We start from the raw sequence: 22,594 nt of genomic DNA on the forward strand, positions 1-22,594 counted from the left end.
ATACAGTATAACCTTTTTTTCAAAAGCTGTAATCCCTCCTGTCAATTATTATTCAGCAAATCTTATCTTGATTTATAATATAATAATGTAGTTCCATAGCTGCCTGAAAAATTGGAGAGAAATTGTTTGAAAAATATCACGGAAAATTCGAGAAGGCATAAATAAAATCCTTGCTATAGCGAGGTTGCCTAAATATTACAAGAAGAAGGTTTAAAATATATTTAAAAGTATATTGTAATCTGATATATCTGTGATACAATTAGCCTTAGGGGAGGAGAATATCCTAATGACGTGCGAATCGCAATTCACACTAAAGTCGCTCAGAGAACAGGTTTACGATTATCTCCGCATTCAAATGAATGAGGGAAGGATTCGTGCGGGTTCATTCCTGAATCTCAACGACATAAGCAGAGAGCTGGGCATGAGCAGGACGCCGCTGCGCGACGCGCTCTTTCAGCTTGAATCCGAGGGATTCATCACCATTTTCCCGAGGCGCGGAGTCGTCGTCAACGCGCTGACCCTTGAAAAGATACGCAACATCTATGAGATGCTGGGCGCTCTGGAGTCCGCGGTGCTTGTCCTCGTCGCCGTCCGGTTTCGCGAAAGCGACGCCGAACTGATGGAACGATACAACCAGCAGATGAGCAAGGCGCTGGACCAGAACAATTTTTCCGTCTTTTACGACGCAAACCTGAAGTTCCACAACGTGTACCTTGAAATGTCGGATAACGCCGAGATGCTCCATTCAATAAAGATACACAAGGAGCGCCTCTATGATTTTCCGAGAAACAAGACCTTTGTCAAAGAGTGGGAGCTTCACTCTCTTGAAGAACATAAAACAATGATCGAGATGCTGCGGAACCATGACTTCAACAGCGCCGCGGACTATATCAGGGACGTGCATTGGTCATTTTCCGTACAGGAACGCTTTATCCGTAAATATTATTTTGCCAAGCACCTAGACCTTGACCTATCTGAGGAGGGAATCGGCGCAGTTGAGTAAGACGGGAATCATCTTCGACATAAAAAAATATTCGATACACGACGGCCCCGGCACGCGCACCACGGTGCATCTCAAAGGATGCCCGCTCGCCTGCTGGTGGTGCCATAATCCCGAGAGCCAATCGGTGATGCCGACGGTGCTCTTCCGCGGCGAAAAGTGCATCGGCTGCGGCTCCTGCGTCAGGAGCTGTCCTCACGGAGCGATCTCCGCACGCGGCGGCACGCTCGTTACGGACGACGGCCTCTGCGACGGCTGCGGCAAATGCTGCGACGTCTGCCCTCCCGAGGCGCGCGAACTTTGCGGCCGGCGTTACACCGTCGAAGAGCTGATGACGCAGCTCCACAAGGACGAGATATTCTTCCGCGACGGCGGCGGCGTCACCTTCTCCGGCGGCGAGCCCTTCATGCAGCCGGAATTTCTCCTCGAGGCGCTGGACGCCTGCGGGAGGGCCGGTTATCACCGGGCGCTCGACACCTGCGGCTTCGTGAGCAGGAGCGTCATCGTCGACTCTGTGAAACGCGCGGATCTCTACCTCTACGACGTAAAGCACATGGACCCCGAGAGGCATAAGGAATACACCGGCGTGGACAATGTCGTCATCCTTGAAAACCTGAGGGCGATATCGGACGCCGGCGCGAAGATCAACATCCGCGTCCCCTTCATGCCGGGGCTGAACAGCGGCGACGAGAACATGCACGCGCTCGGCAGGTTCGTCCGCCCCCTCAAAGGGATCACGGGCGTGAACATCCTGCCGTACCACACGGTGGCGAAGGGCAAGCACGACCGCTGGCACATGGAATACAAGCTCGGCGACCTGCTCCCCCCGACGGAGAATCAGACGCGCCACGCGGCGGCCATCCTTGAAAGCTACGGCCTCAAGGTACATATCGGCGGTTGACGGCCGGCGGCGGGATGACGATAAAACGCCGGCAAAGATTTCACTGTTTTTTAAATAAATAAACTTATTTCACATCAAGAACGGGAGGCAATAATTATGAACGAAAGAATCCGGCGTCTGCGTGACGAAAGCTTTGACACACACCCTTCGATCGACATCGAAAGGGCGTTGCTTGAGACCGAGTTCTATCGCGAGAACGAGGGCAAGCTTCCCATGCCCGTGCTCCGCGCGGCGAATTTCAAGCACATCTGCGAGAACAAGACGATATACATAGGCCCCGAAGAACTGATCGTCGGCGAGCGCGGCCCCAAGCCGAAGGCCGTCTCGACCTTCCCCGAACTCACCTGCCACTCAAGGCACGACTTCGAGATCCTCACGACGCGCGCCCAGCAGAACTACACCGTCGCGCCCGAGGATATGGAAACCTACGAAAAGGTGGTCGAGCCATATTGGCGCGGACGCTGCATGAGAGACCGCCTCTTCGAGCGTATGCCCGAAGACTGGACGCTCCTTTATGAAGCCGGCACCTTCACGGAATTCGGCGAGCAGCGCGCTCTCGGACACACCGCGCTCGACGGGCTCATCTATCAGAAGGGCGCTCTCGACCTCAAAAAGGATATTGAAGAGGCCCGCGCGAAGCTCGACTTCATCAACGACCCCGACGCCACGGCGAAGGACGAACAGCTTCAGGGCATGTCCATATCCTGCGACGCGGTGATCATCTTCGCCGAGCGCCACGCGGAGCTTGCCGAAAAGATGGCCGCCGAAGAGAAGGACGAAAGACGCAAAGCCGAACTGCTTAAAATAGCCGAAGTCTGCCGCCGCGTCCCCGCGCACGCGCCGAGCAACTTCTGGGAAGCGGTGCAGATGTACTGGTTCGTGCACCTTGGAACGATCACCGAGCTCAACGGCTGGGACGCCATGAGCCCCGGACACCTTGACCAGCACCTCGCCCCCTTCTACGCGAAGGGCATCGCAGGCGGCACGCTCACCCGCGACGAAGCGAAGGAGCTCCTCTCCTGCCTCTGGATCAAGGTCAACAACACCCCCGCGCCGCCGAAGGTCGGCGTCACGGCGAAAGAGAGCGGCACCTACAACGACTTTACGAACATCAACCTCGCGGGACTTAAAAGAGACGGCACCGACGGCTCCAGCGAAGTCACCTACATCTGCCTGGAAATATTCGACGAACTGCGCCTCCTTCAGCCGCAGGGCAACATCCAGGTCAGCGAACGCACGCCGGACAACGTGCTCCGCGCCGCGGCGCGCGTATTCCGCAACGGCATGGGCTACCCCTCGATGTTCAACGCCGACATGGTCATCCAGGAACAGATGCGCGTCGGCAAGACCCTTGAGGATGCCCGCGAAGGCGGCACCAGCGGCTGTATCGAGACGGGCTGCGCGGGCAAGGAGGCCTATCTGCTCCACGGCTACCTCAACGTGCCGAAGCTTCTCGAATACGCCCTTTCGAACGGCGTAGACCTCCTCACCGGCAAACAGGTCAGCATCAAGACCGGCGAACTATCGGAGTTCAAGACGTTTGACGACCTCTACGCGGCCTTTGAGAAACAGATGGCCCATGCGATAGAGACCAAGATCGGCGTCGACAACTACCTCCGCTACCAATACGCGACCAACATGGCGGCCACCTACCTCTCGTGCGTCATCCGCGACTGCATCCAGAAGGGCAAGGATTACTACAACGGCGGCCCGCGCTACAACAGCGACTACATCCAGTGCTGCGGCATCGGCACCATCACCGACAGCCTCTCCGCGATCAAGAAGCACGTCTACGACGAGGGCGCCTATACGCTGCAGCAGGTGGTCGAGGCGATGAAGGCCAATTGGGAGGGCCATGAGGAGATGCGCCTCACGCTCTGGAACAAAACGCCCTTCTTCGGCAACGACGACGACTATGCCGACGACCTGATGAAGAGAGTCTACAACAGCCTCTTTAACAACATCGACGGCAAGCGCAGCATCCTGGGCCCCACCTACCACCTCAACATGCTTTCGACGACCTGCCATAACTACTTCGGACAGAAGCTCGCGGCGACCCCGAACGGGCGCTTCAGCGGCATGCCAGAGTCAGACGGCACTTCGCCGAGCCACGGCGCCGACAGAAACGGCCCGACGGCGGTCGCGAAGTCCCTCGCGAAGATGGATCAGGTCAAGTCGGGCGGTACGCTGCTCAATCAGCGCTTCCTGCCCTCCGTGCTCGCGGGCGAAGAGGGGATCGAGGGCGTCAAGAACCTCATCCGCTCCTACTTCAAGCTCGGCGGCCACCACATCCAGTTCAACGTCGTCGACGAGGAGACCCTCCGCGACGCGCAGGCAAACCCCGACAACTATCGCGGCCTCCTGGTCCGCGTCGCCGGCTACAGCGACTACTTCGTGGACCTCGATAACTATCAGCAGGAAGAGATCATAGCGAGGAACGCGCAGGAGGGCTTCTAAGCTCCGGCGTTTGCGATCCGCTGAAGAAAAAAACTACTGAACAAGAAGCCGTCGGTCCCGTGAATGTTGTAATTCACGGGACCGATGTTTATGAGGGGCGGCAAATGGGGTATAATTAATCAGACAAAAACTTGTCCGGCCCCGGGGAGAGTGCGCGCTGCTTGAATATTTACGCTGACGATAAAAATAACAAGCCTTTGGCTGAAAAGACGGTCGAAGGGCTGATAGGGATCATCAAGGGCAACGGCCTGAAACCTGGCGACCGCCTGCCCAATGAATTCGACCTCGCGAAGATGCTCAACGTGGGGCGCAGCACGCTGCGCGAAGCGGTGAAGAGCCTCGTTTCACGGAATATCCTCGTGACGCAGCGCGGCGCGGGGACCTTTGTCTCTTCTCTCAACGGAATCCCCACAGACCCGCTGGGACTCACCTTTATCGAGCGCAGCGACGACGAGATCGCGCTTGCATTCAACGAGGTGCGCCAGGTGTTGGAGCCTGAGATCGCGGGGCTTGCCGCGCTCAATGCCACCAATAAGCAGAAAGAAGAGATCATGCGCCAGTGCGAGCTGGTCGAGGGACTGATCAAGCGCCGGGCTCCCTATTATTCCGAAGACATGGAATTTCACCGCCTGCTCGCCCAGGCGAGCGGAAATGTCGTTATGATGCAGCTTGTGCCGATACTTCACCACGCGATAGGCAAGAATATTGACCGCACGAACAATGAGCTTGCGGGAGAAACCGTGATATGGCATAAAAATATCGCCGTCGCCGTGCAGAGGAGCGACGCCGTCGGCGCGCGCAACGCGATGTTCATCCATATAGAACTGAACCGCAGGATGATCTACGAGAAGATCGTCGCCGGCAAGAACGCCGCGGCGCGCTGAAGAGCGAACTCTTTAAGAGAGCGAAAACGGACGGAACGAGGCCATATAAAAAGCCTCGTTCCGTCCGTCGTTTGTCTCTCAAGTAGTCAGACTTATTCCGGCCAGCCGTCCATGCCGCCGTAAAGCAGTTCCAGGTGACGCCCGACATGTTTTTCAATGTCTTCCGTGTAAAATTCCCGCTCTTTGCGCCACAGAGTGTAAAGCCTCTCGCGGAAGCACGTCGAGCCGTCAGCGTTTTTCGCCGTAAGGATGGGGCCGTATGTGATGTGTATGAGCTGCCGCGCGTCGTTCTGCGTAAAGAGCTCCGGCAGTTCGTCGTCCGTAAGTCCGTCTATGTCGGGGACCTTGGAGAGATCCGTCGTGACGTGGTAATATTTCTTCGCCCCTTCAAACACTTCAAGCGCGAACTTGTGTATCTCGCGGTAAAGCGCCGGATCCTTTATCGCGGCGGCCTTCATCGCCTCTAGCCAGTTTGTCCCGCAGATCTTGACGTGGAAATTGCCGCGCGTCTCGCGGCCGTACATAGTGAACACGGAGAATTTATCCGAGCCGGAATGGAGGCTCAGCTTATATCCGAAGTGCCGCGCTATCACTGCGTGAACATGCATCTGCTTTTGCAGCTCGTCAAGGTTTCCGATATAATCGACGCCCTTTTGGAACTCGCCGACGAAGCGCGGGGCCAGCGTCGCGAAGCGCACGCCGCGGCGGCACAGCTCGTTCGCAACGAAGAAGTGCTCCAGCGGCGACGTCGGAGTCGTCGTTTCGTCTATCGATATTTCAAAATCTGCGTCGTATTTTCCGGGAGCGAAGAGCTCGAAATAAATCTTTGCCGCATAGTCTATCACGTCTCCGTATACGAGGCTCATGCGCTTGAGCGACGGCGCGTCGAAAGTAAGTGTCACGCCCTCTCCGATGTCAAAGTTCCTGCCGAGGTATTTTTCTTCGATCTCCGCATTGGGCGCGTAACGCGCGTCGACCTCGGCCTCCGTCATGGATTCCGCATCGTTGTGCATCTGGTTGCAGCAGTCGAGCGTTATCATCGAATAGCCGAGAGAAAGCGCGCCGCGGATCTCGTCCGCCGTTTTCAAGTGATCGCCGTCCGCTCCGTAGCCGTCCCTGTAGCCCTCGCGGAAGACGGCGAAAGAGGCGCAGTCAAGTATGTCCTTATAGCTCCTGTCCGTGAGCGTAAGCTCGCGCATCGACTGCTGCGCGAATACGGGGCGCGCGTCGTAACGCCGGATCGCGCGGATGTGTCCGGGCGTGGCGATGCCGAGCCTGTCGCCCGCGCCGAAGGTCCTTTTCGCGCCCAGCACCCTGACGGGAGCGGTGAACGGAAAGAGCTTTCTCAGCACGCAGCCGTTTTCCCACGTAAGCGGGGCGGCCGTATATTCGCGCCCCGCGGCGGAACCGCGCTCGCCGACGAAGCCCACCGAGGGACCGACGGTCACGATGACGTCGTTTTCTCCGTCGGCGGCCATCATCACCGCCGTATCGCCGATTTTATTGACTGACAGGGGATATATCCCGAAATCCTCCGCCCTTCCGGCGCAGCCCCCTTTTATATAATCGAGATAGCTTTTCATCCGCGCTATTTGGTCCCCTCGTATTGCGGGTCGAGCTTCGCCAGGTCGTAGCGGCGCTGTTCCGGCGAGAACGAGGCGAGTATCCACAGGTAGGCGTTCACGGTCCCGGGGCTCGATACGGTCGGGTGATAGCCGCACGGCGCTTCGACCATGGTGCCCGACTGCACCGGATGCGCGACGCAGTCCATCGTCCCGCCGCTTGTGAGATAGCTCACGTGGAAACCGAACTTCGGCGCGGGCATGTCGAAATAGCAGTAGACCTCTTCAAGATCCTTTTCATGCTGATGCGGCGGCCAGCTCGTCCACGCGCCGTTGGCGCTCCACGTCAGCCCGCAGATCAGGCGCGAGGCCGGAGTGGCGGGGTCGAGCGTAAACATTACCTCCCGGCGCCCCATGCCCTCGCCGTGAATCTGGTGAATGTCGCCTATCGGAAGGTCCGGATCGAAGGCGCGGAAGCATGCCGCTCCTATCCCGTCGTACGGCGCGGCGCCTATATAAAAAACGCAATCTTCGTCTGCCGTGATGTTGACGGCAGTATTTGCCGGTATGTAGAATGAGTCGAACTTTTTCATCGTCTTCAGCTCGAGCTCTTCGCAGCAGCCAAGACTTGCCGAGCCGCTGATAAGCACCGGATGCATTTCAAGCTCTCCTGACTCCAGGCGGAAACTCTCGCCTTTCCGAAGATTCAGCCTGTATACGCGCGCCGCGCGGCATTCATTTTTTCCCGGGACTATCACCGCGTGGAAGCCCGGTGTCTCAGGCGACTGCGCGCGCCATTTTTCCATTCTCTTCTGATTGTCCGACCACATGAAAAAGCCTCCTTTTTATTGACTTCAACTAATATCTGTCCGCCTAGAGCATGAAGGTGCTGATCTTAGCCACTAACACGACAAGGAAGAAGACTCCGGTATATCCAACGAAGAACGGGATCTCGCCCTTGACGATATCGCCCATTTTGAGGTGTGTGACGCTGGCTGCTGAGAATATGTTGACGGCGACGGGCGGCGTCATCGTGCCGATGACGTTGGAGATGCTCACTATCATCCCGAAGTGGATGATGTTTACGCCGAGGCTGTTGGCTATCGGCCAGAGCACCGGCACGAGAAGCACAGCCGTGGCCACGCCCTCAAGAAACGTTCCGAAAATAAGGAGGATAATCGCAACGATCAGGCAATAAAGCGTGGGGCTCAGGTGCATTGCGGTTATCGACGAGATCATGAGCTGGGCGAGCCCGGAAAATGTGAAAAGCCAGGCAAAGGCCGTTGAGGTCGCGATGATGAAGAGCACCATTGTCGCGCTCTTGCCTGATGAGAGGAATATCGGCCAGAGGTCTTTGAACGAAAGCTCTCTGTAGATGAACATCCCCACCACGAGGGCCCAAATTACTGCCACGGCTGCCGCCTCAGTCGCCGTAAAGAGGCCGGAATAGATACCGCCGAGGATTATGATGGGAAGCATCAGCGCCGGTATAGCGCCGAAAAACGTCTTTACGAGTTTTGCGAGGCTGAACTTTTCCATGTTCTTAGGCCAATTCTCTTTGCGCGCGTAAATGAAAACGAGCACTAGCAGCGCGGCTACGATCATCAGCCCTATATACATGCCTGCTTTGAACATCTGCGAGATAGAGGCCCCGGTGATCGTTCCATACACTATCATAATGATGCTGGGCGGGATGATTGGACCGAGCCCTCCAGATACTACAAGAAGTCCCGCCGTACGCGTTTTAGGGTAGCCGAGCTTGACCATATCAGGATAGAGCATCGCGCCAATCGCGACCACTGTCGCCGGCGCGGAGCCGGAAAGCGCCGCGAAGAAGGCGCACGCTATAACAAGCGCCGCGGCCATTCCTCCCCGCACGTTGCCTACGATCTGATTGGAAAAATCTACGAGGCGGCGCGATATGCCGCCCTTCGTCATCAGATTGCCCGCTAAGACGAAGAAGGGGATCGCCATTATCGATACGGAGTCCATCGCCGCGAACATGCGCTGCGTGACGATGCCTAGCGAGAGCTCCGGGTAGATGACCTTCAATGTGAGAAGCGTGGCGACGCCGAGCGCCATGGCGATAGGTACGCCGAGCACTAAAAAGAGAGCGAACGAGCCGAAGAGAAGTATTCCTGTGATCATCTTAAGCGGCCTCCTCAGAGTTTGGACCTTTGTTAAAAAACTCTTTTAGCATTACTGCGAAAACCGCCGACTGTATGACGGTTATGATTGCAAAGCTGAGCGTTATTGCGAAATATGGGATCACCATCGGGATGCCAAGCGCCGGTGACGCCTGCTGCGAGATCAGCTGCATACGCAGCATGTCTATGGAGGTGTAGAAGATAATGGCGGAAAATGTGATTACTATCGCCTTTGCGACGAGCTGGACGAATATTTTCGGTTTGCCGGTCAGTTTATCGGTCAATGCGGTCACCGATATCTGCGTGCCGTCGCGAAGCCCTGCCTCCGCCGCTAGGAAGGCCATGTAGATCATGCAGAAGGTCGCGAGTTCCTCGAACCACGACATGCTTAGCTTGAATATATTTCTGTTGACGACCTGCAGGAAGAAAGAAACGACCATCACGCCAAACGCGATGACGAGGATGCCGTCTTCTATCGTCTGAAGCGAATTGAGTATCTTGTTTAGTTTTTTGCTGGGCATTTTATCGCTCCCCCGTTTTCAAAGCTGCCTGGTTTTGAATGAAAAGGCGCCGTCCGCAGCGCCTCTTCATTCTCTATTAATCTGTGGGAAAAGTTTACTTGTTCTCTTTTATAGCCTTCTCGACGAGAGCTACGTACTTCGGATCCATTTTTTTCAAAGCTTCTGCCTTTTTAGGAGCGTAGAGCTTCTGGAGCTGGGCGCGGTCGATGTCATAGATATTTACGCCAAGTTCTTTGAGCTTCTTTGTCGCGTCGTTGTTGGCTTCGATAAGGTATTTGCGCTGTATCTTGCAGCCCTTGGCCACAGCCTTAGCGAATGGTTCGCGCAGATCCGCCGGGATCTTGTTCCACGCGGCCATTGAAACGCCGACGGGGATATATACGAATGCGTGGTGCGATCTTGTTACGTGGCGCGTAACCTCGTAATAACCGGAGGCGATGCAGTTGCTTATCGCGTTTTCCGCCGCGTCTATCGTACCCTGCTGCAGCGCCGGGAGAACGTCGTTATAGGCCATCGGTGTAGCGATGGCGCCGAATGAATTGAAGGCCGCCATGTGGTACTCGTTCTGCATTGTGCGGATCTTAAGTCCCTTAAAATCCTTGACCTCTTTGACAGGGCGTGTTGCGAATACGTCGCGGAAACCGGACTCCATCCAGCCGAGGAGCTTGATGTTGAGCTTCTTTTCACACTCGGCGGCTATCAGCTTGCCCATTTCGCCGTCGACGCAGGCGTTGGCCTGCCTGTCGTTGTCCCAAAGGAAAGCGATATCGAGTATCTTCATCTGAGGAATGAAGTTCGCAAGCACGGAGCTTGCTGCGGACCACATATCAAGAGTGCCCATCATCGCTGCTTCGACCATCTCTCGCTCATTGCCGAGCTGTCCGCTCGGGAAGACCGCTATCTCCACGCGCCCGTTCGTCGCCTTGCGTACTTCGTCCGCGATCGCCTTCGCGCCCTTGTAATAGTTGCTTGAATCAGGGTCGTTGATCCCAAGCTTCAGCTTGATCGGCTCTGCCGCCGATGCCGCGCCGGCAAAGCAAAATACGAGTGATGCAACCATAAGAACCGCCAGTAACTTCTTCATTAGTGCCGTCCCCTTTTTATTTAGGATTTTATTTATTCCAGACACCTTGTCTGGATCAAACCTTAAATCTGTCATTCTCAGCGGAAATAATCTTATTAATTTTCTTATGATCCGCTTTATCCCTAATATGTGCTGTGGCTATTGTAAAATTAGTCTGATGAATACGATAAAAATATAGCACTATTTTTGTGGTACTGTCAATATAAATTAAAAAGGAAAAGCTGTTTTTTGTGGAATATATTTTATGTGTTTCATTTTTAGGCAGAGAGATTGCGTAAAAATAAATAATCTTATTGACGATTCAAATAAAAATAGGTATGATTATTCATAAATTAATATGATTAATTTATTCGGCCATAAGGCGGTCACATATTGGCTTTGAGAGCCGGTATATAAAAACCAAAGCTATAGAGGGTGTATCTTAATGCTAATATTGGTCCTGGAAGCAAGTACTACATCCGCAAAGGCAATGCTGTACAATTCTGACACGCATGAATCGAAGGTCCTTGTCAAAACGTATGGCAAGATGTATGACGATGTGACGATACACAAGGCGGAGCAGGTCTTTATGGAGATGGCCGCGCTTGGCAAAGAGCTTGCCCAATGGCAGGATGTAAGCGTCGTATCGCTGAGCGGCACGTGGCACAGCATTCTCCTCTGCGATAAAAACATGACGCCTAAAACGCCGGTCTATCTTTGGTCGCATACCGGCGCGGCCGACATCTGCCGCGGCATCAGAAAGGACGCCGCGTTCGTGGATTCCTACTATCATAAGACGGGCTGCATGGTGAACGCCATTTATCCCGCCTACAAACTTTTAATGCTCAGAGACAGAGGCTACGATCTGGGCGGTTACTATATTATGGGGCAGGGCAGCTATAATACCTACCGCCTTACTGGCTGCCGTGTGATCACGGAATGCCTCGCTTCGGGGACCGGCCTGCTCAATATTCATGAGAAAAGGTTCGAACGCTCCATACTGGGCGAGATCGGCGTCGGGGAAGACCAGCTTTCCGAGCTCGTCTCATACTCCAAAACATTTCCCCTTTCCGACGAGGGGGCGGCGCTTCTTGGCATCAAAGCCGGCATCCCGGTCATTCCCTGCAACTCCGACGGCGGCCTCAATCAAGTTGGGGTCGGAGCGCTGGAGGAGGGCGTCATGACTTTTTCCATAGGCACGAGCGGCGCGATGCGGCTTACCACGCCGCAGGCGCTGATACCTGACGTTCCGAGCACGTGGTGCTATCTGTCCCCTAAATCGTGGCTCAGCGGCGCGGCGACTTCCGGCTGCTGCAACTGCATCGACTGGTTCAGGAACAGCCTCCTTGAGACGCGCGGCTCTTATGCCGAGCTTGACGGCGAGGCGGACGCGGGAGCCGATACTCCGGTGTTCCTACCGTTCCTTTTCGGCGAAAGGTGCCCGGGGTGGGATGACGAACGCCGCGGGGGCTTCAGCGATATAACGCCGCAGATGGGGCGCCGCGATCTCTACCGCGGAGTGCAGGAGGGTGTGCTGTACAACCTTTATCAGTGTTATCAGCATCTGGTGAAGCTCAATGGGAAGCCGAAAAAGATAAAACTATCCGGCGGCATCCTTCACTCTCAGAATTGGACGCAGATGTGCGCCGATATCTTCCAGGAAGAGATGGAGATAGACAAGGAGAAACAGGGGTCGCTTATCGGCGGCGCGGTACTCGCGATGGAGTTGCTCGGCGTCATCGGCGACGCGAAGGATTACAGGCCCGAGGCCTGCGAGAGGATAAAGCCGGATTTTCAGAACGCGCAGCTTTACGCTAAGAAATATCGGCGCTATCTGGACGTATATAATGAAAATTTTTGCAAAGGGGGAAATAAATAATGGATATCTATAAGCAGATCGAAGCTCTTAAAATCGTGCCTGTGGTGAAGCTTGACGCGGCGGAGGACGCCGTGCCGCTGGCAAAGGCGCTGATCGACGGCGGCCTTCCCATCGCGGAGATAACTTTCAGGACGGCGGCGGCCGAGGAATCGATCCGCGCCGTTTCCGTGGCTTTTCCGCAAATGCTGGTGGGAGCCGGTACTGTGGTGAATGTGGAACAGGCGGAACGCGCGGTGAAGGCCGGCGCGAAGTTCATCGTTTCGCCGGGGTTTTCGCCCGCAGTTACAAAATTCGCCGTGGAAAAAGGCATCCCGATCTTCCCAGGAGTCTGCACGCCGACCGAGATAATGGCCGCGTTGGAATTCGGGCTTAAAGTTGTAAAGTTTTTCCCCGCCAAGCAATACGGCGGGCTCGCGACGATAAAAGCGCTCGCCGCGCCGTTCCCGGGGATCAGATTCATGCCCACCGGCGGCGTCAGCGCCGAAAATCTACTGGAATATCTCTCTTCTGATAAGGTTATCGCCTGCGGCGGAAGCTGGATGGTAAAGGAATCGCTCATCGGCGCGCGCAGCTTCGGCGAGGTCGCGAGGCTTACGAGGGAGGCCGTCGCGCTCGCCGCCAAGGCGTAGAGGAGGTACAGGCAATGGCAAAATATAAGGTTATCGTGACCGCAAGGTCATTTGGCAAGACGGACTCAAAGGCGCGCGAACTGCTTGAGGAAGACGGCTGTTCCGTAATAAAGCTTGAAGAGGCGGGCGGCCCGATATACGAACAGCTCAAAAACGAGCTGCCCGATGCCGACGCCGTGATCGCCGGGCTTGACGACTATGACGAACGGCTGCTCGCCCGCGGCGGGAAGCTTAAAGTCATATCCCGCTACGGCGTCGGGTATGACAGGGTTGACGTCGGAGCGGCCTCCAAATTCGGCATCAAGGTCACCGTCACGCCGGGAGCCAACGGCGACTCCGTCGCCGACCTCGCAGTCGGCCTCATGCTCGCGGCGGCGAGAAATATCCCCCTGATGGACGCCGCGATGAGGGCGGAGGCGCAGAAGCGCCCGCAGGGGGTCGAGATGTTTGAAAAGACCCTCGGTGTGGTAGGGGCCGGCCGCATCGGCCAGGGCGTCGCGAGAAGATGCCGCGGATTCGGCATGAAGATCCTGTGTTACGACGTCTATCAGAACGAGGCGTTCAAAGACGAGTGCCGGGCCGAATATGTCTCCTTCGAGAGGCTGATCCGCGAGTCGGATTTCATCACGATACACTCGCCATTAACGGAGGAGACGAAGAATATGTTCGGTGAGCGCGAGTTCGCCGTGATGAAACGCGACGCGATCATCGTCAACACCGCGCGTGGCGGCATCATCGACGAGAGGGCGCTCTGCGCCGCGCTGCGCGGCGGCGTGATACGGGGCGCCGCGCTCGACGCCACCGTCTCCGAGCCGCCTTACGGCGAGGAGATACTCACCCTTCCCAACTGCATCGTAACGCCCCACGCCGGGGCGGCGACGAAGGAGGCAAGCGCGAAGATGAGCCTGATGTCGGCGCGGAACGTACTTGACGTGCTGACGACGGGAGAATGCAAATACGCTGTAAATTGATTTGAAGAAAGAATAAAGGAGGGGCAAATTATGGCAAAAAATTTTACCGATCTGACAGGCAAAAAAGCGATCGTGACGGGCGGGGCGCAGGGGCTAAGCTATGGGGCCGCGGAGGGGCTCATGGAGGCCGGCGCGGAAGTCTGCATCATGGATATCAACCCCAAGGTGGCCGACGTGGCGAAGGCCTTCTGCGAGAGGGGCTTTAAATGCTCCGCGGTGACGGCTAACCTTGGCGACAAAAAGGAGCGCCGCGAGAAGTTCCTTGAAGCAGTCGAAAAGCTCGGCGGGCATCTCGACATCCTGGTAAACGGCGCGGGGGTGCAGCGCCGCCATAAATGCGAAGAATTTCCCGAGGAAGACTGGGAGTTCGTGCTCAACGTCAACCTCAACGCGGTCTTCGCGCTCTCGCAGATGGCGGGGCAGACCTTCATCAGGCAGGGGAGCGGCGGCAAGATAATCAACTTTGCCTCGATGCTCGCCTTCTTCGGCGGCTACACCGTTCCGGCCTACGCCGCCTCGAAGGGCGGGATCGCGCAGCTCACGAAGGCCCTCTGCAACGAATGGGCCGAAAAAAATATCAATGTGAACGCGATCGCCCCCGGCTATATGGACACTGAGATGAACACGGCGCTCACCGATCCGAACAACCCGCGTTTCAAAGAGATAACGGACCGCATCCCGCACAAGCGCTGGGGTACGCCCGAAGACGTCAAGGGGCCGATCATCTTCCTCGCCTCTTCGGCGTCGGACTATCTTGACGGCGCCATCATCCCCGTAGATGGCGGCTATCTCGTAAAATAGCGAAGAAGCGGAATGATGAAAAAGGCTGACATCGGCCTCATCGGCCTCGCCGTGATGGGCGAAAACCTCGTTATGAACATGGAATCGCGGGGATTCACCGTCGCCGTTTACAATCGCACGGCGGAAAGGGTCGACAGTTTCGTAAAGAGGCGCGCGGGCGGCAAAAATATTGTCGGGACAAAATCCCTCGCGGAACTTGTATCAACGCTCTCCCTGCCGCGCAAGATCATGCTGATGGTGAAGGCGGGCCCCGCGGTCGACTCGCTGCTGGAATCGCTGCTGCCGCTGCTCGAACCCGGCGACATTATCATAGACGGCGGCAACAGCCGCTACACCGATACGATCAGGAGATGCGCCGGCGTCGAAAGCAATGGCCTGCTGTATATCGGCATGGGCGTAAGCGGCGGGGAAGAGGGCGCGCTGAAAGGTCCCGCTCTGATGCCGGGAGGCTCGCCCGCCGCGTGGCCTTTCGTCAGGCCGATCTTTCAGGCGATAGCCGCGAAGGCCGGAGGCGAGGCCTGCTGCGAATGGGTCGGGGAGAACGGCGCGGGCCATTTTGTGAAGATGGTCCACAACGGAATAGAATACGGCGACATGCAGCTCATCTGCGAGGCGTACAGCCTCCTGCGCGTTCTTCTTGGAATGAACGCGGAAGAGGCCGCCGACGTTTTTGAGAGCTGGAACAAAACGGAGCTTGACAGCTATCTTATAGAGATAACGAAAAATATTCTCCGCTACAAAGATAACGACGGCGCGCCGCTCGTCGGCAGGATACTTGACGCGGCCGGGCAGAAAGGCACTGGCAAGTGGACCGCCGTCTCCGCCCTGGACGAGGGCGTTCCTCTCACGCTCATAGGAGAGGCGGTGTTCGCGCGCAGCCTCTCCGCGATGAAAGACGAGCGCGTTAAGGCGTCGGAGGCCTTTGCACGGGAAAAGACGCCGTTTGACGGCTGCCGGGAGAGCTTCATCGAAGATATACGCCGGGCGCTGCTGGCATCCAAGATTGTCTCTTACGCGCAGGGCTACATGCTAATGCGCGCGGCGGCGAAAAGCTACGGCTGGAATCTGAACTATGGCGGCATCGCGCAGATATGGAGCGGCGGCTGTATCATCAGGAGCGTCTTCCTCGGTAAGATAAAAGAGGCGTTTGAGGCCGAGCCTGAGCTCGCCAACCTGTTGTTCGCCCCATACTTCAGGGATAAGGTGAAGGACCTTGTCCCATCGTGGCGCAGAACGGCGGCGGCCGGCGTTCTGCACGGCGTGCCGCTTCCGGCCTTCACCTCGGCCCTCTCATGGTTCGACGGCTACACGAGTGCCGCGCTGCCCGCGAATCTCCTGCAGGCCCAGCGTGACTACTTTGGCGCCCATACCTATGAGCGAACGGACAGGCCCCGCGGCGAGTTTTTTCACACGGACTGGACCGGCGAGGGCGGCGCGACGGCCGCGGGGAACTACAACGCCTAAAAAAGGGGGCTGAAGCCGCGCGCCTCTTCCGGCGATGATTGGCGCCGTTCACGCTTTCGCCTTGCGCTTAATGAACATAGTTTCCGCATTATGGTGACGAAAGCAGGGCCGCGCCCGAAATTCGCGGAGCGCGGCCCTGCTTTATTTGTCAGTCCTCTTTCGAGGGGATATTATTCCTCCGGCTTCACCGCGAGGAAGCGCAGGCGGACGTAATCGGCGGTCCAGCCCTTCTTTTCATCGTAGAGCGTCGGGCGGCAATAGTCTTCGACCTCTTTGTAAAAGGCGTCCCTTTCACCGTCTGTGAATCCGGCGGTATGGCTTGCCGAGAAGACTTCGAGCCAGCCGCGCAGCCCGGCGGGAAGCGGCGTCGGGCGGTCGATGCGGGCGATGAACTTTACCTGGAAGCCCTGATTTTCAAGGATTTTTGAGAAAGCGCCGAGCTCGGGATATTTCCACGGATTGCGCGCCTTGTAATCTATGCCGCGTTTGATGAGGGCGATCTTCATCCCTTCGCGGATGATGCGCACGCAGCCCTCGCCGCCGCATTCGGCGGCGAAGCGCCCGCCTGGCTTCAGCAGGTTCCAGACGCGGCGCACGACGGCGTACTGGTCGGGCATCCAGTGGATGGCGGCGTTGCTCATGACGGCGTCAAATTTTTCATCCATCTTCAGCGTCTGCGCATCGGCGAGCAGAACGTCAAGGCCAAGCTCCTTCGCGGCGGAGACCATCTCCGGGCTCGCGTCGGTGCCGACGACGGAACAGCCCATGTCCGCCAGCCTCTTTGCCAGAATGCCCGTTCCGCAGCCGAGGTCCAAAATCCTCTCTCCCGCCTTTGGCTCAAGGAGCTCTATTACCGGTTCTCCGAGTTTGGAGACGAAGTCCGCGCTCTTCCTGTACTCTTGCGGGTTCCAGATTTGATTTGTCATAAATGACGGCACCTCTTTCTTAGAGCGCCGCCGGACGCCGCGCGCCGTTGCGCGCGTGCTGAGCGGCGGAAGCTGAGTTGTGTTTTGCTGTACCGCCTCTATTATATCTGAGTTGCGACCTCTCTGCACATCTTTTGTATCTTGGGAACGAGATTTAACGCCTGCTCTTCGGTAAACCGCTGGATCGGTCCCGCGACGGAAAAGGAGAAGGCGAGTTCGCCGCGGCGGTTGAAGATGGGCACGGCGACCGAGAGGATGCCCTCTTCACGATCTCCGTAACTCAGCGAGTAGCCGAGGGTGCGGACGTTGGAAAGCTCTATCCGCAGCTTGTCCGGTTCAAAGAGGGTCGTCGGTGTTATCTTGTGGGCTTTTTTGATCTCGCGCTCGATGATCTCTTCGCCGAGGAAGGCGAGCAGCGCCCTTCCGCCCGCTCCGGCCCAGAGGGGGAGACGGTCTCCCACGCGCATTACGCACTGCATCGAGAGCAGGCTCTCGACGTGCTCGAAACAGGCGCGGTCTTCGCCGATGACGCCGTAGAGTGAAACGGCCTCCTTCGTCTCGTCGCGTATCTGCTTCATATAAGGGTAGATGATCTGCTGCGGGCGGAAATTGGCCTTCGCCACGCTCCCGAGCAGGTAAAGCTGATTGCCGAGCGAATAGCAGCGGTCGCTGTGGCGGTGGAGCATGTTGAGGTTCTCCAGCGTATTCGCCAGGCGCAGCGTGGTCGTCACGGGCAGCTGTATCCTCTCCGCGAGCTCGCTGAGCGTGAGCTTGTAATCATCTCTTGTAAACGCCTTCAGTATGGAAAAGGCGCGTTCGACCGAACGTACTGAATCTTCCTTCATGGCAGCCTCCAAAATATATCAAATTTCCAATACATGGAATAAAATTGCATAGTGCGATATAATGATAGTGGAAATGGGGCAACTTTGCAACCGGAGCCTTAACTTTTTTCGTATTTTTACCGCCCTGCACAAAGCTTGCGGCGGCGCTCCAATATGTCTGGGCAGACCTGACGGCGTTATCTTTCAGAAAGATGTCTCTCCTTGACGAAAACAGCCTCTTTGTTATAATCTTAAATGAATAAAACTGAATAATACCCCGAGTCAAAGCTCCTACAGAGAAAAATAATTCTCAATGGAGCACGACCATTGGGTGTCTTTGGAAACGAAGGTGCCTCCCGTCTGGAAAGGGGAAAGGAGATCGCGGGCGCAGCCTGTGTAATGGCCTTTTCCTCCCCCTCAGCGGAACACCAAATCTTACAGATAAGAGAGGAGGAAGTGGTTGAAATGCGCAGTTTGAAAGTCTTGATCGCGGAGTCAGATCCGCTTCTTCAAAAACTTTATTCCGATATCATCATCAATGACAGCGCCTTTACGCTGCTGAAATGCGTATCGACGGGGCCCCAGATGTTCGAGGCGATGCGCTGCGTCGATGTCGATCTCGTGCTGCTTGACCTGTTTCTGAAGGATTTCAGCGCGATAGAGGGCCTTGACGACCTTCGCAAGTCCTTTTCACGCACCGACTATATCGTCGTATCCTCGGGGGAAAACCCGGAGCTTGTCCGCAAGGCGCTCTGCGCGGGAGTTTTTGAATTTCTCGTCAAACCATTTTCCTTCGACCGTCTGCGCGCCACGCTGAAAAATTACCAGATATACCATCATTCCTTGACCGGCAGAACGCGCCCCTGGCAGCAGGAGGATCTTGACGCCCTCGTCTCGATGAAGAGCCACGACCCTTCATGGGCCAACAACCGTTCGATACCAAAGGGGCTCCAGCTTAAGTGTCTCAACGACATTGAATCCTTTCTGAAAGCGAATGAAGACACCTTCTCGGCGCAGGAGGTCGGCGAGCACCTGGGCATTTCCAGGTCGACCGCGCGCCGTTACCTTGAATTTCTCACGATGAGCGAGCGCGTCGTCGTCGAATATGCCTACCGCCGCGTAGGCCGCCCGGAAAAACGTTACCGTATGGCGCTGCTTTAGGGCTGGATCCGCCCGGCGCACGTATAGCAAAGATAATGGGGGAGAGGCGGCTCTCTTTCATTATCTTTTTTTTGAACGGCGGAAGATGCCTCCCTGTACTTTTGTGAGGCAAAAGTTTATTTTGAACTTTATGCAACTGACCTTCGTAAAAAATTTACTAAACATAAACTAATCAAAATAGCGCATAACATCTCATATCCTACCTAAATATTGCTCATTATTCTGTACTTTTGTATAATTTGAATAGAAAGTTTAGACAATTGTTGCAACTTAGTTGCAACCCCGAGTTTCATCTCCTAACGCGTGATGCCATGGAGGTGGGACCAGTGAGCCGAAGGGCTCCAAGGGTTTTTGCGGAAAACCGCGAAGCCTCCCGGGATGCGCAAAGTGTCCGAATTGGAAAGGGGTAAGTCTCGATCGTTTCGTCGGCAGGCGGGCATATCATACTCTCTTTCTTTCCAATGAAAACGCAGTCAAGGTTTTTTAATTTATTTCCGAAGTTCCCGATGCGTGGGATATGGAAAAATTTATTTCGAGAGAGGAGATTTTCAATGGCAAAGGAAATGACAGAGGCACAACTCGCGGCGAGCTATGTCATCAAGAAACTCACTATCAACGGAGTTCCGCGCCGTGTGATGGGCAAGCCGGACGTAACGCTGCTTACAGTCCTCCGCGAACAGCTCAAGATGACGGGGACGAAGCGCGGCTGCGACTGCGGCCAGTGCGGCGTCTGCAACGTCATACTCAACGGCAAGGTGGTCCGCGCCTGTATCACGCGCTGGAAGAACGTCCCCGAGTTTTCGGAGATCACGACGATCGAAGGGATAGGCACCCCCGACAATCTTCACGCCCTGCAGTGGGCGATGATAGTCTGCGGCGCGATCCAGTGCGGTTTCTGCACACCGGGCTTCATTACCTGCGGAAAGGCGCTCCTTGACCAGAACCCGAACCCGACGCGCGAAGAGGTACGCGACTGGTTCGGCAAGAACTGGATGGCCTGCCGCTGCACCGGCTACAAGCAGATAGTCGACGCGGTGATGAAGGCCGCCGCGATCCTGCGCGGTGAAGAGAAGATCGAGGATCTCGCGAAGATGTACAAGCCGGGCGACAAGGTCTGGAATTCGAGCTATCCGCGTCCGAACGCGGTGTTCAAGGCGACAGGTCTTTGGGATTTCGGCGACGACGACCGCCTGAAGCTGCCGGAGGAGTTCCTCTTCGCTTATCCCTACGCCCTTGAGGGCGTGCGCCACGCGAAGGTCAACAAGATCGACGTGAGCGAAGCCGAGAAGTGCGAAGGCGTCGTGAAGGTCTGCACCTATAAGGACGTCAAGGGCACGAACCGCCTGCGCGGCCAGATCGGCTGTGACTCCGCCGTTGTCGACGGCTGGGAGCGCCGCATCATGGTCGAGGAGGGGGACAAGATCCGCCAGTGGGGCGATATTGTCGCCGTCGTAGTCGCCGACAACGAAAAGCACGCGCGCGCGGCTGCGCAGAAGATCAAGGTCGACTATGAGCAGCTTCCCGAACTCGTCGACGTCCGCGAGGCGATCAAGGCCGACGCGGTCAGCGTCTTTGACGACTGCCCCGGCATCGACGGTATGCCGAACGCGTGGAACAAGCGCTGCTTCGCAAAGGGCGATGATCCGAGCGATATTATCGCGAACGCGCCGCATAAAGTTGACGATGAATTCTACAGCTCGCGCCAGCCCCACATGGTTCTCGAGGCCGACTGCGGATATGCGTATTACGACGACGAAGGGCGCGTGACGATCCATTCCAAATCCTGCGCCATCTACTTCGCGATAGTCAAGCTTGCCAGAGGTATCGGCCTGCCGCCGTCGAAGATCCGCATTATTGAGAACAATATGGGAGCCTCTTTCGGCTACAAGACTACGGTCACCAATGAGCAGTATCTTGCCCTCGCCCTGATGGCGACGGGGCGTCCCGTATATATGCGCGTCAATATGAAAGAGCACAACCAGCGCACACCGAAGCGCTCGCCCTCCTTTATGCATATCAGAGCCGCGGCGGACGAAAAAGGCAAACTCATCGGCGTCGATGGGACGTGCTGGATCGACCACGGCCCGTGCAGCGAGTCCGCGAACGACCTTACAAACAAGAGCGGGCAGTTCTTCTTCTCACCCTATGCGTACGACAATATGCGCGTGACGGCATATACGATCTGGACCAACCATCGCTGGAGCTCGGCCTTCCGCGCCTACGGTTCGCCGCAGATATATTGGGGCGCCGAGACCGCGATGGATATGCTCGCATACGAATGCGGCATGGACCCGTTCGATTTCCGCGAGCAGAACCTTCTCGAGTGGGAGCCGTTCACGGAGAACCCCCGCGGCCATTTCCCCTCCGGACACGCGCCGGAAGTCTTCCCGCTGCCGGAAATGATGAAGAAGGCGCGTCCCGTCTATGAAGAGATGAAGAAAAAGGCCAAAGAGCTTTCAACGCCTGAAAAGAAATACGGCGTCGGCATTTCGGTCAGCATCTACAACGCGAACGACGACGGAGCGGACGAATCCGCCAGCAACATCGAGCTGCTCAAAGACGGAAGCGTCATGATCTATAACACGTGGGAGGACCACGGACAGGGCGCGGATATCGGCACCGTGGGCACTGCGCATGAGGCGCTGAAGCCTCTCGGCATCGCCCCCGAGCAGATAAGGCTCTTTATGAACGACACCGCGCGCTGCCCGAACAGCGGCGCCGCCGCGGCGAGCCGTTCGCAGACGATGACCGGCAACGCGATCGTCGACAGCTGCAAAAAACTCCTTGACGCGATGCGCAAGCCGGACGGCACGTACCGCACGTACGACGAAATGGTCGCGGAGAATATCCCGACCTTCTACGAAGGCAAATCGCAGGCCCAGGTCCTTCACAAGGACGGCTCCGTCGAGAGCTGCGGCGGCAACGACAAGGATACCGGCATAGGCAAGCCCTTCGCCTTCCATATGTTCGCGGTCAACCTCGCGATGGTCTCCGTCGATATGAATACCTTCAAAGCGCATTGCGAGAAGTTTGTCCTCTGCGGCGACGTCGGCGTCATCAACAACTATCTTGTTGTCGACGGCCAGCAGTACGGCGGCATCGCGCAGGGCATCGGGCTCGCGCTTACGGAAGATTTCCTTGACGAGTCGAAGTATAACAACTTTGTGACGATGGGCTTCCCGTACATCAAGGACATCACTGACGATCTCACTCTGATACAGTCGGAAGTGCCGCGGCCGCTCGGGCCGTTCGGAGCTTCCGGAACGGGCGAAATGCCGCTTTCCGGCCCGCACGCCGCCGTAGGCAACGCGATCTATGCGGCCTGCGGAGCGCGCGTAAAGACGATCCCGGCGATCCCGGCGAGAATCAAGGCGGCCCTCGAGGAGACAAAGAAGTAACAGGCG

The 22,594-nt window shown here is 56.5% G+C and carries 18 protein-coding genes and 2 riboswitches; of the genes, 11 read left to right on the forward strand and 7 right to left on the reverse strand.

What is annotated here, in order from left to right; all coding sequences use genetic code 11:
• The first annotated feature begins 286 nt into the window (after positions 1-286).
• From CLOEV_RS02080 to CLOEV_RS02095, 4 genes are all read left to right on the forward strand, one after another.
• The gene (locus CLOEV_RS02080; protein WP_008709117.1) at positions 287-1,003 is read left to right on the forward strand and encodes a GntR family transcriptional regulator; all 717 of its coding nucleotides are present in this window, start codon (positions 287-289) and stop codon (positions 1,001-1,003) included.
• Entirely contained in the window at positions 996-1,901 is a 906-nt protein-coding gene (locus CLOEV_RS02085; protein ID WP_034441624.1) for a glycyl-radical enzyme activating protein, read from the forward strand. The genes CLOEV_RS02080 and CLOEV_RS02085 overlap by 8 nt, the downstream gene beginning before the upstream one ends.
• Before the next feature lie 96 nt (positions 1,902-1,997).
• Entirely contained in the window at positions 1,998-4,358 is a 2,361-nt protein-coding gene (hypD, locus tag CLOEV_RS02090; protein ID WP_034441625.1) for a trans-4-hydroxy-L-proline dehydratase, read from the forward strand.
• Between the two features lie 161 nt (positions 4,359-4,519).
• Positions 4,520-5,242 (forward strand): FadR/GntR family transcriptional regulator, encoded by a 723-nt coding sequence (locus CLOEV_RS02095; protein ID WP_008709120.1) that lies wholly within the window; start codon positions 4,520-4,522, stop codon positions 5,240-5,242.
• Positions 5,243-5,334: 92 nt separating this feature from the next.
• On the opposite strand, the gene CLOEV_RS02100 is transcribed toward CLOEV_RS02095, so the two are convergent.
• From CLOEV_RS02100 to CLOEV_RS02120, 5 genes are all read right to left on the reverse strand, one after another.
• A complete protein-coding gene (locus CLOEV_RS02100) occupies positions 5,335-6,825 on the reverse strand; it encodes a tagaturonate epimerase family protein (RefSeq protein ID WP_034441627.1) in 1,491 nt (496 codons plus the stop codon).
• A gap of 5 nt (positions 6,826-6,830) precedes the next feature.
• Positions 6,831-7,634 carry a 5-deoxy-glucuronate isomerase gene (locus tag CLOEV_RS02105; RefSeq protein ID WP_008709122.1) on the reverse strand — a complete coding sequence of 268 codons (804 nt, stop codon included), beginning with the start codon at positions 7,632-7,634 and terminating at the stop codon, positions 6,831-6,833.
• 43 nt (positions 7,635-7,677) lie between these two features.
• Entirely contained in the window at positions 7,678-8,952 is a 1,275-nt protein-coding gene (locus CLOEV_RS02110) for a TRAP transporter large permease (RefSeq protein ID WP_008709124.1), read from the reverse strand.
• Position 8,953: 1 nt separating this feature from the next.
• Positions 8,954-9,472, reverse strand: a complete 519-nt coding sequence (locus tag CLOEV_RS02115) for a TRAP transporter small permease (RefSeq protein WP_008709125.1) — start codon at positions 9,470-9,472, stop codon at positions 8,954-8,956.
• A gap of 94 nt (positions 9,473-9,566) precedes the next feature.
• Positions 9,567-10,556, reverse strand: a complete 990-nt coding sequence (locus CLOEV_RS02120) for a TRAP transporter substrate-binding protein (protein ID WP_008709127.1) — start codon at positions 10,554-10,556, stop codon at positions 9,567-9,569.
• 424 nt (positions 10,557-10,980) lie between these two features.
• Between CLOEV_RS02120 and CLOEV_RS02125 the strand changes: the two genes are divergently transcribed.
• From CLOEV_RS02125 to gnd, 5 genes are read left to right on the forward strand one after another with little or no spacing between them, the layout of a single operon-like run.
• Positions 10,981-12,414 (forward strand): gluconokinase, encoded by a 1,434-nt coding sequence (locus CLOEV_RS02125; RefSeq protein ID WP_034441629.1) that lies wholly within the window; start codon positions 10,981-10,983, stop codon positions 12,412-12,414.
• Positions 12,414-13,043, forward strand: coding sequence for a bifunctional 4-hydroxy-2-oxoglutarate aldolase/2-dehydro-3-deoxy-phosphogluconate aldolase (gene eda, locus CLOEV_RS02130; RefSeq protein ID WP_051484824.1), 630 nt, complete (start codon positions 12,414-12,416; stop codon positions 13,041-13,043). The genes CLOEV_RS02125 and eda overlap by 1 nt, the downstream gene beginning before the upstream one ends.
• Positions 13,044-13,057: 14 nt before the next feature.
• Positions 13,058-14,014 (forward strand): phosphoglycerate dehydrogenase, encoded by a 957-nt coding sequence (locus tag CLOEV_RS02135; RefSeq protein WP_034441634.1) that lies wholly within the window; start codon positions 13,058-13,060, stop codon positions 14,012-14,014.
• 30 nt (positions 14,015-14,044) lie between these two features.
• A complete protein-coding gene (locus CLOEV_RS02140) occupies positions 14,045-14,815 on the forward strand; it encodes an SDR family oxidoreductase (protein WP_034441635.1) in 771 nt (256 codons plus the stop codon).
• A 12-nt stretch (positions 14,816-14,827) separates the two neighbouring features.
• Entirely contained in the window at positions 14,828-16,279 is a 1,452-nt protein-coding gene (gene gnd, locus CLOEV_RS02145; protein ID WP_034441637.1) for a decarboxylating NADP(+)-dependent phosphogluconate dehydrogenase, read from the forward strand.
• A 170-nt stretch (positions 16,280-16,449) separates the two neighbouring features.
• Here gnd and CLOEV_RS02150 read toward each other — a convergent pair whose 3' ends face one another.
• Together CLOEV_RS02150 and CLOEV_RS02155 are read right to left on the reverse strand one after the other, a co-directional pair.
• Positions 16,450-17,205, reverse strand: coding sequence for a class I SAM-dependent methyltransferase (locus tag CLOEV_RS02150; RefSeq protein ID WP_034441646.1), 756 nt, complete (start codon positions 17,203-17,205; stop codon positions 16,450-16,452).
• Between the two features lie 101 nt (positions 17,206-17,306).
• A complete protein-coding gene (locus CLOEV_RS02155) occupies positions 17,307-18,050 on the reverse strand; it encodes an IclR family transcriptional regulator (RefSeq protein ID WP_008709138.1) in 744 nt (247 codons plus the stop codon).
• 242 nt (positions 18,051-18,292) lie between these two features.
• Positions 18,293-18,416, forward strand: a riboswitch (molybdenum cofactor riboswitch).
• A gap of 78 nt (positions 18,417-18,494) precedes the next feature.
• Here CLOEV_RS02155 and CLOEV_RS02160 point away from each other — a divergent pair.
• Together CLOEV_RS02160 and CLOEV_RS02165 are read left to right on the forward strand one after the other, a co-directional pair.
• A complete protein-coding gene (locus CLOEV_RS02160; RefSeq protein ID WP_008709140.1) occupies positions 18,495-19,190 on the forward strand; it encodes a response regulator transcription factor in 696 nt (231 codons plus the stop codon).
• A gap of 268 nt (positions 19,191-19,458) precedes the next feature.
• A riboswitch (molybdenum cofactor riboswitch) is annotated at positions 19,459-19,613 on the forward strand.
• Between the two features lie 128 nt (positions 19,614-19,741).
• Positions 19,742-22,588 (forward strand): molybdopterin-dependent aldehyde oxidoreductase, encoded by a 2,847-nt coding sequence (locus CLOEV_RS02165; RefSeq protein ID WP_051484825.1) that lies wholly within the window; start codon positions 19,742-19,744, stop codon positions 22,586-22,588.
• Positions 22,589-22,594: the final 6 nt, after the last annotated feature.

This window comes from Cloacibacillus evryensis DSM 19522 (assembly GCF_000585335.1).
GTDB lineage: Bacteria > Synergistota > Synergistia > Synergistales > Synergistaceae > Cloacibacillus > Cloacibacillus evryensis.

Excerpts from the sequence above, each read along its gene's own strand:
- CLOEV_RS02080 (WP_008709117.1), top strand. The coding sequence starts at position 287 with ATGACGTGCGAATCGCAATTCACACTAAAGTCGCTCAGAGAACAGGTT.
- hypD (WP_034441625.1), top strand. The coding sequence starts at position 1,998 with ATGAACGAAAGAATCCGGCGTCTGCGTGACGAAAGCTTTGACACACAC.
- CLOEV_RS02100 (WP_034441627.1), bottom strand. The coding sequence starts at position 6,825 with ATGAAAAGCTATCTCGATTATATAAAAGGGGGCTGCGCCGGAAGGGCG.
- CLOEV_RS02105 (WP_008709122.1), bottom strand. The coding sequence starts at position 7,634 with ATGTGGTCGGACAATCAGAAGAGAATGGAAAAATGGCGCGCGCAGTCG.
- CLOEV_RS02110 (WP_008709124.1), bottom strand. The coding sequence starts at position 8,952 with ATGATCACAGGAATACTTCTCTTCGGCTCGTTCGCTCTCTTTTTAGTG.
- CLOEV_RS02115 (WP_008709125.1), bottom strand. The coding sequence starts at position 9,472 with ATGCCCAGCAAAAAACTAAACAAGATACTCAATTCGCTTCAGACGATA.
- CLOEV_RS02120 (WP_008709127.1), bottom strand. The coding sequence starts at position 10,556 with ATGAAGAAGTTACTGGCGGTTCTTATGGTTGCATCACTCGTATTTTGC.
- CLOEV_RS02125 (WP_034441629.1), top strand. The coding sequence starts at position 10,981 with ATGCTAATATTGGTCCTGGAAGCAAGTACTACATCCGCAAAGGCAATG.
- eda (WP_051484824.1), top strand. The coding sequence starts at position 12,414 with ATGGATATCTATAAGCAGATCGAAGCTCTTAAAATCGTGCCTGTGGTG.
- CLOEV_RS02135 (WP_034441634.1), top strand. The coding sequence starts at position 13,058 with ATGGCAAAATATAAGGTTATCGTGACCGCAAGGTCATTTGGCAAGACG.
- CLOEV_RS02140 (WP_034441635.1), top strand. The coding sequence starts at position 14,045 with ATGGCAAAAAATTTTACCGATCTGACAGGCAAAAAAGCGATCGTGACG.
- gnd (WP_034441637.1), top strand. The coding sequence starts at position 14,828 with ATGATGAAAAAGGCTGACATCGGCCTCATCGGCCTCGCCGTGATGGGC.
- CLOEV_RS02150 (WP_034441646.1), bottom strand. The coding sequence starts at position 17,205 with ATGACAAATCAAATCTGGAACCCGCAAGAGTACAGGAAGAGCGCGGAC.
- CLOEV_RS02155 (WP_008709138.1), bottom strand. The coding sequence starts at position 18,050 with ATGAAGGAAGATTCAGTACGTTCGGTCGAACGCGCCTTTTCCATACTG.
- CLOEV_RS02160 (WP_008709140.1), top strand. The coding sequence starts at position 18,495 with ATGCGCAGTTTGAAAGTCTTGATCGCGGAGTCAGATCCGCTTCTTCAA.
- CLOEV_RS02165 (WP_051484825.1), top strand. The coding sequence starts at position 19,742 with ATGGCAAAGGAAATGACAGAGGCACAACTCGCGGCGAGCTATGTCATC.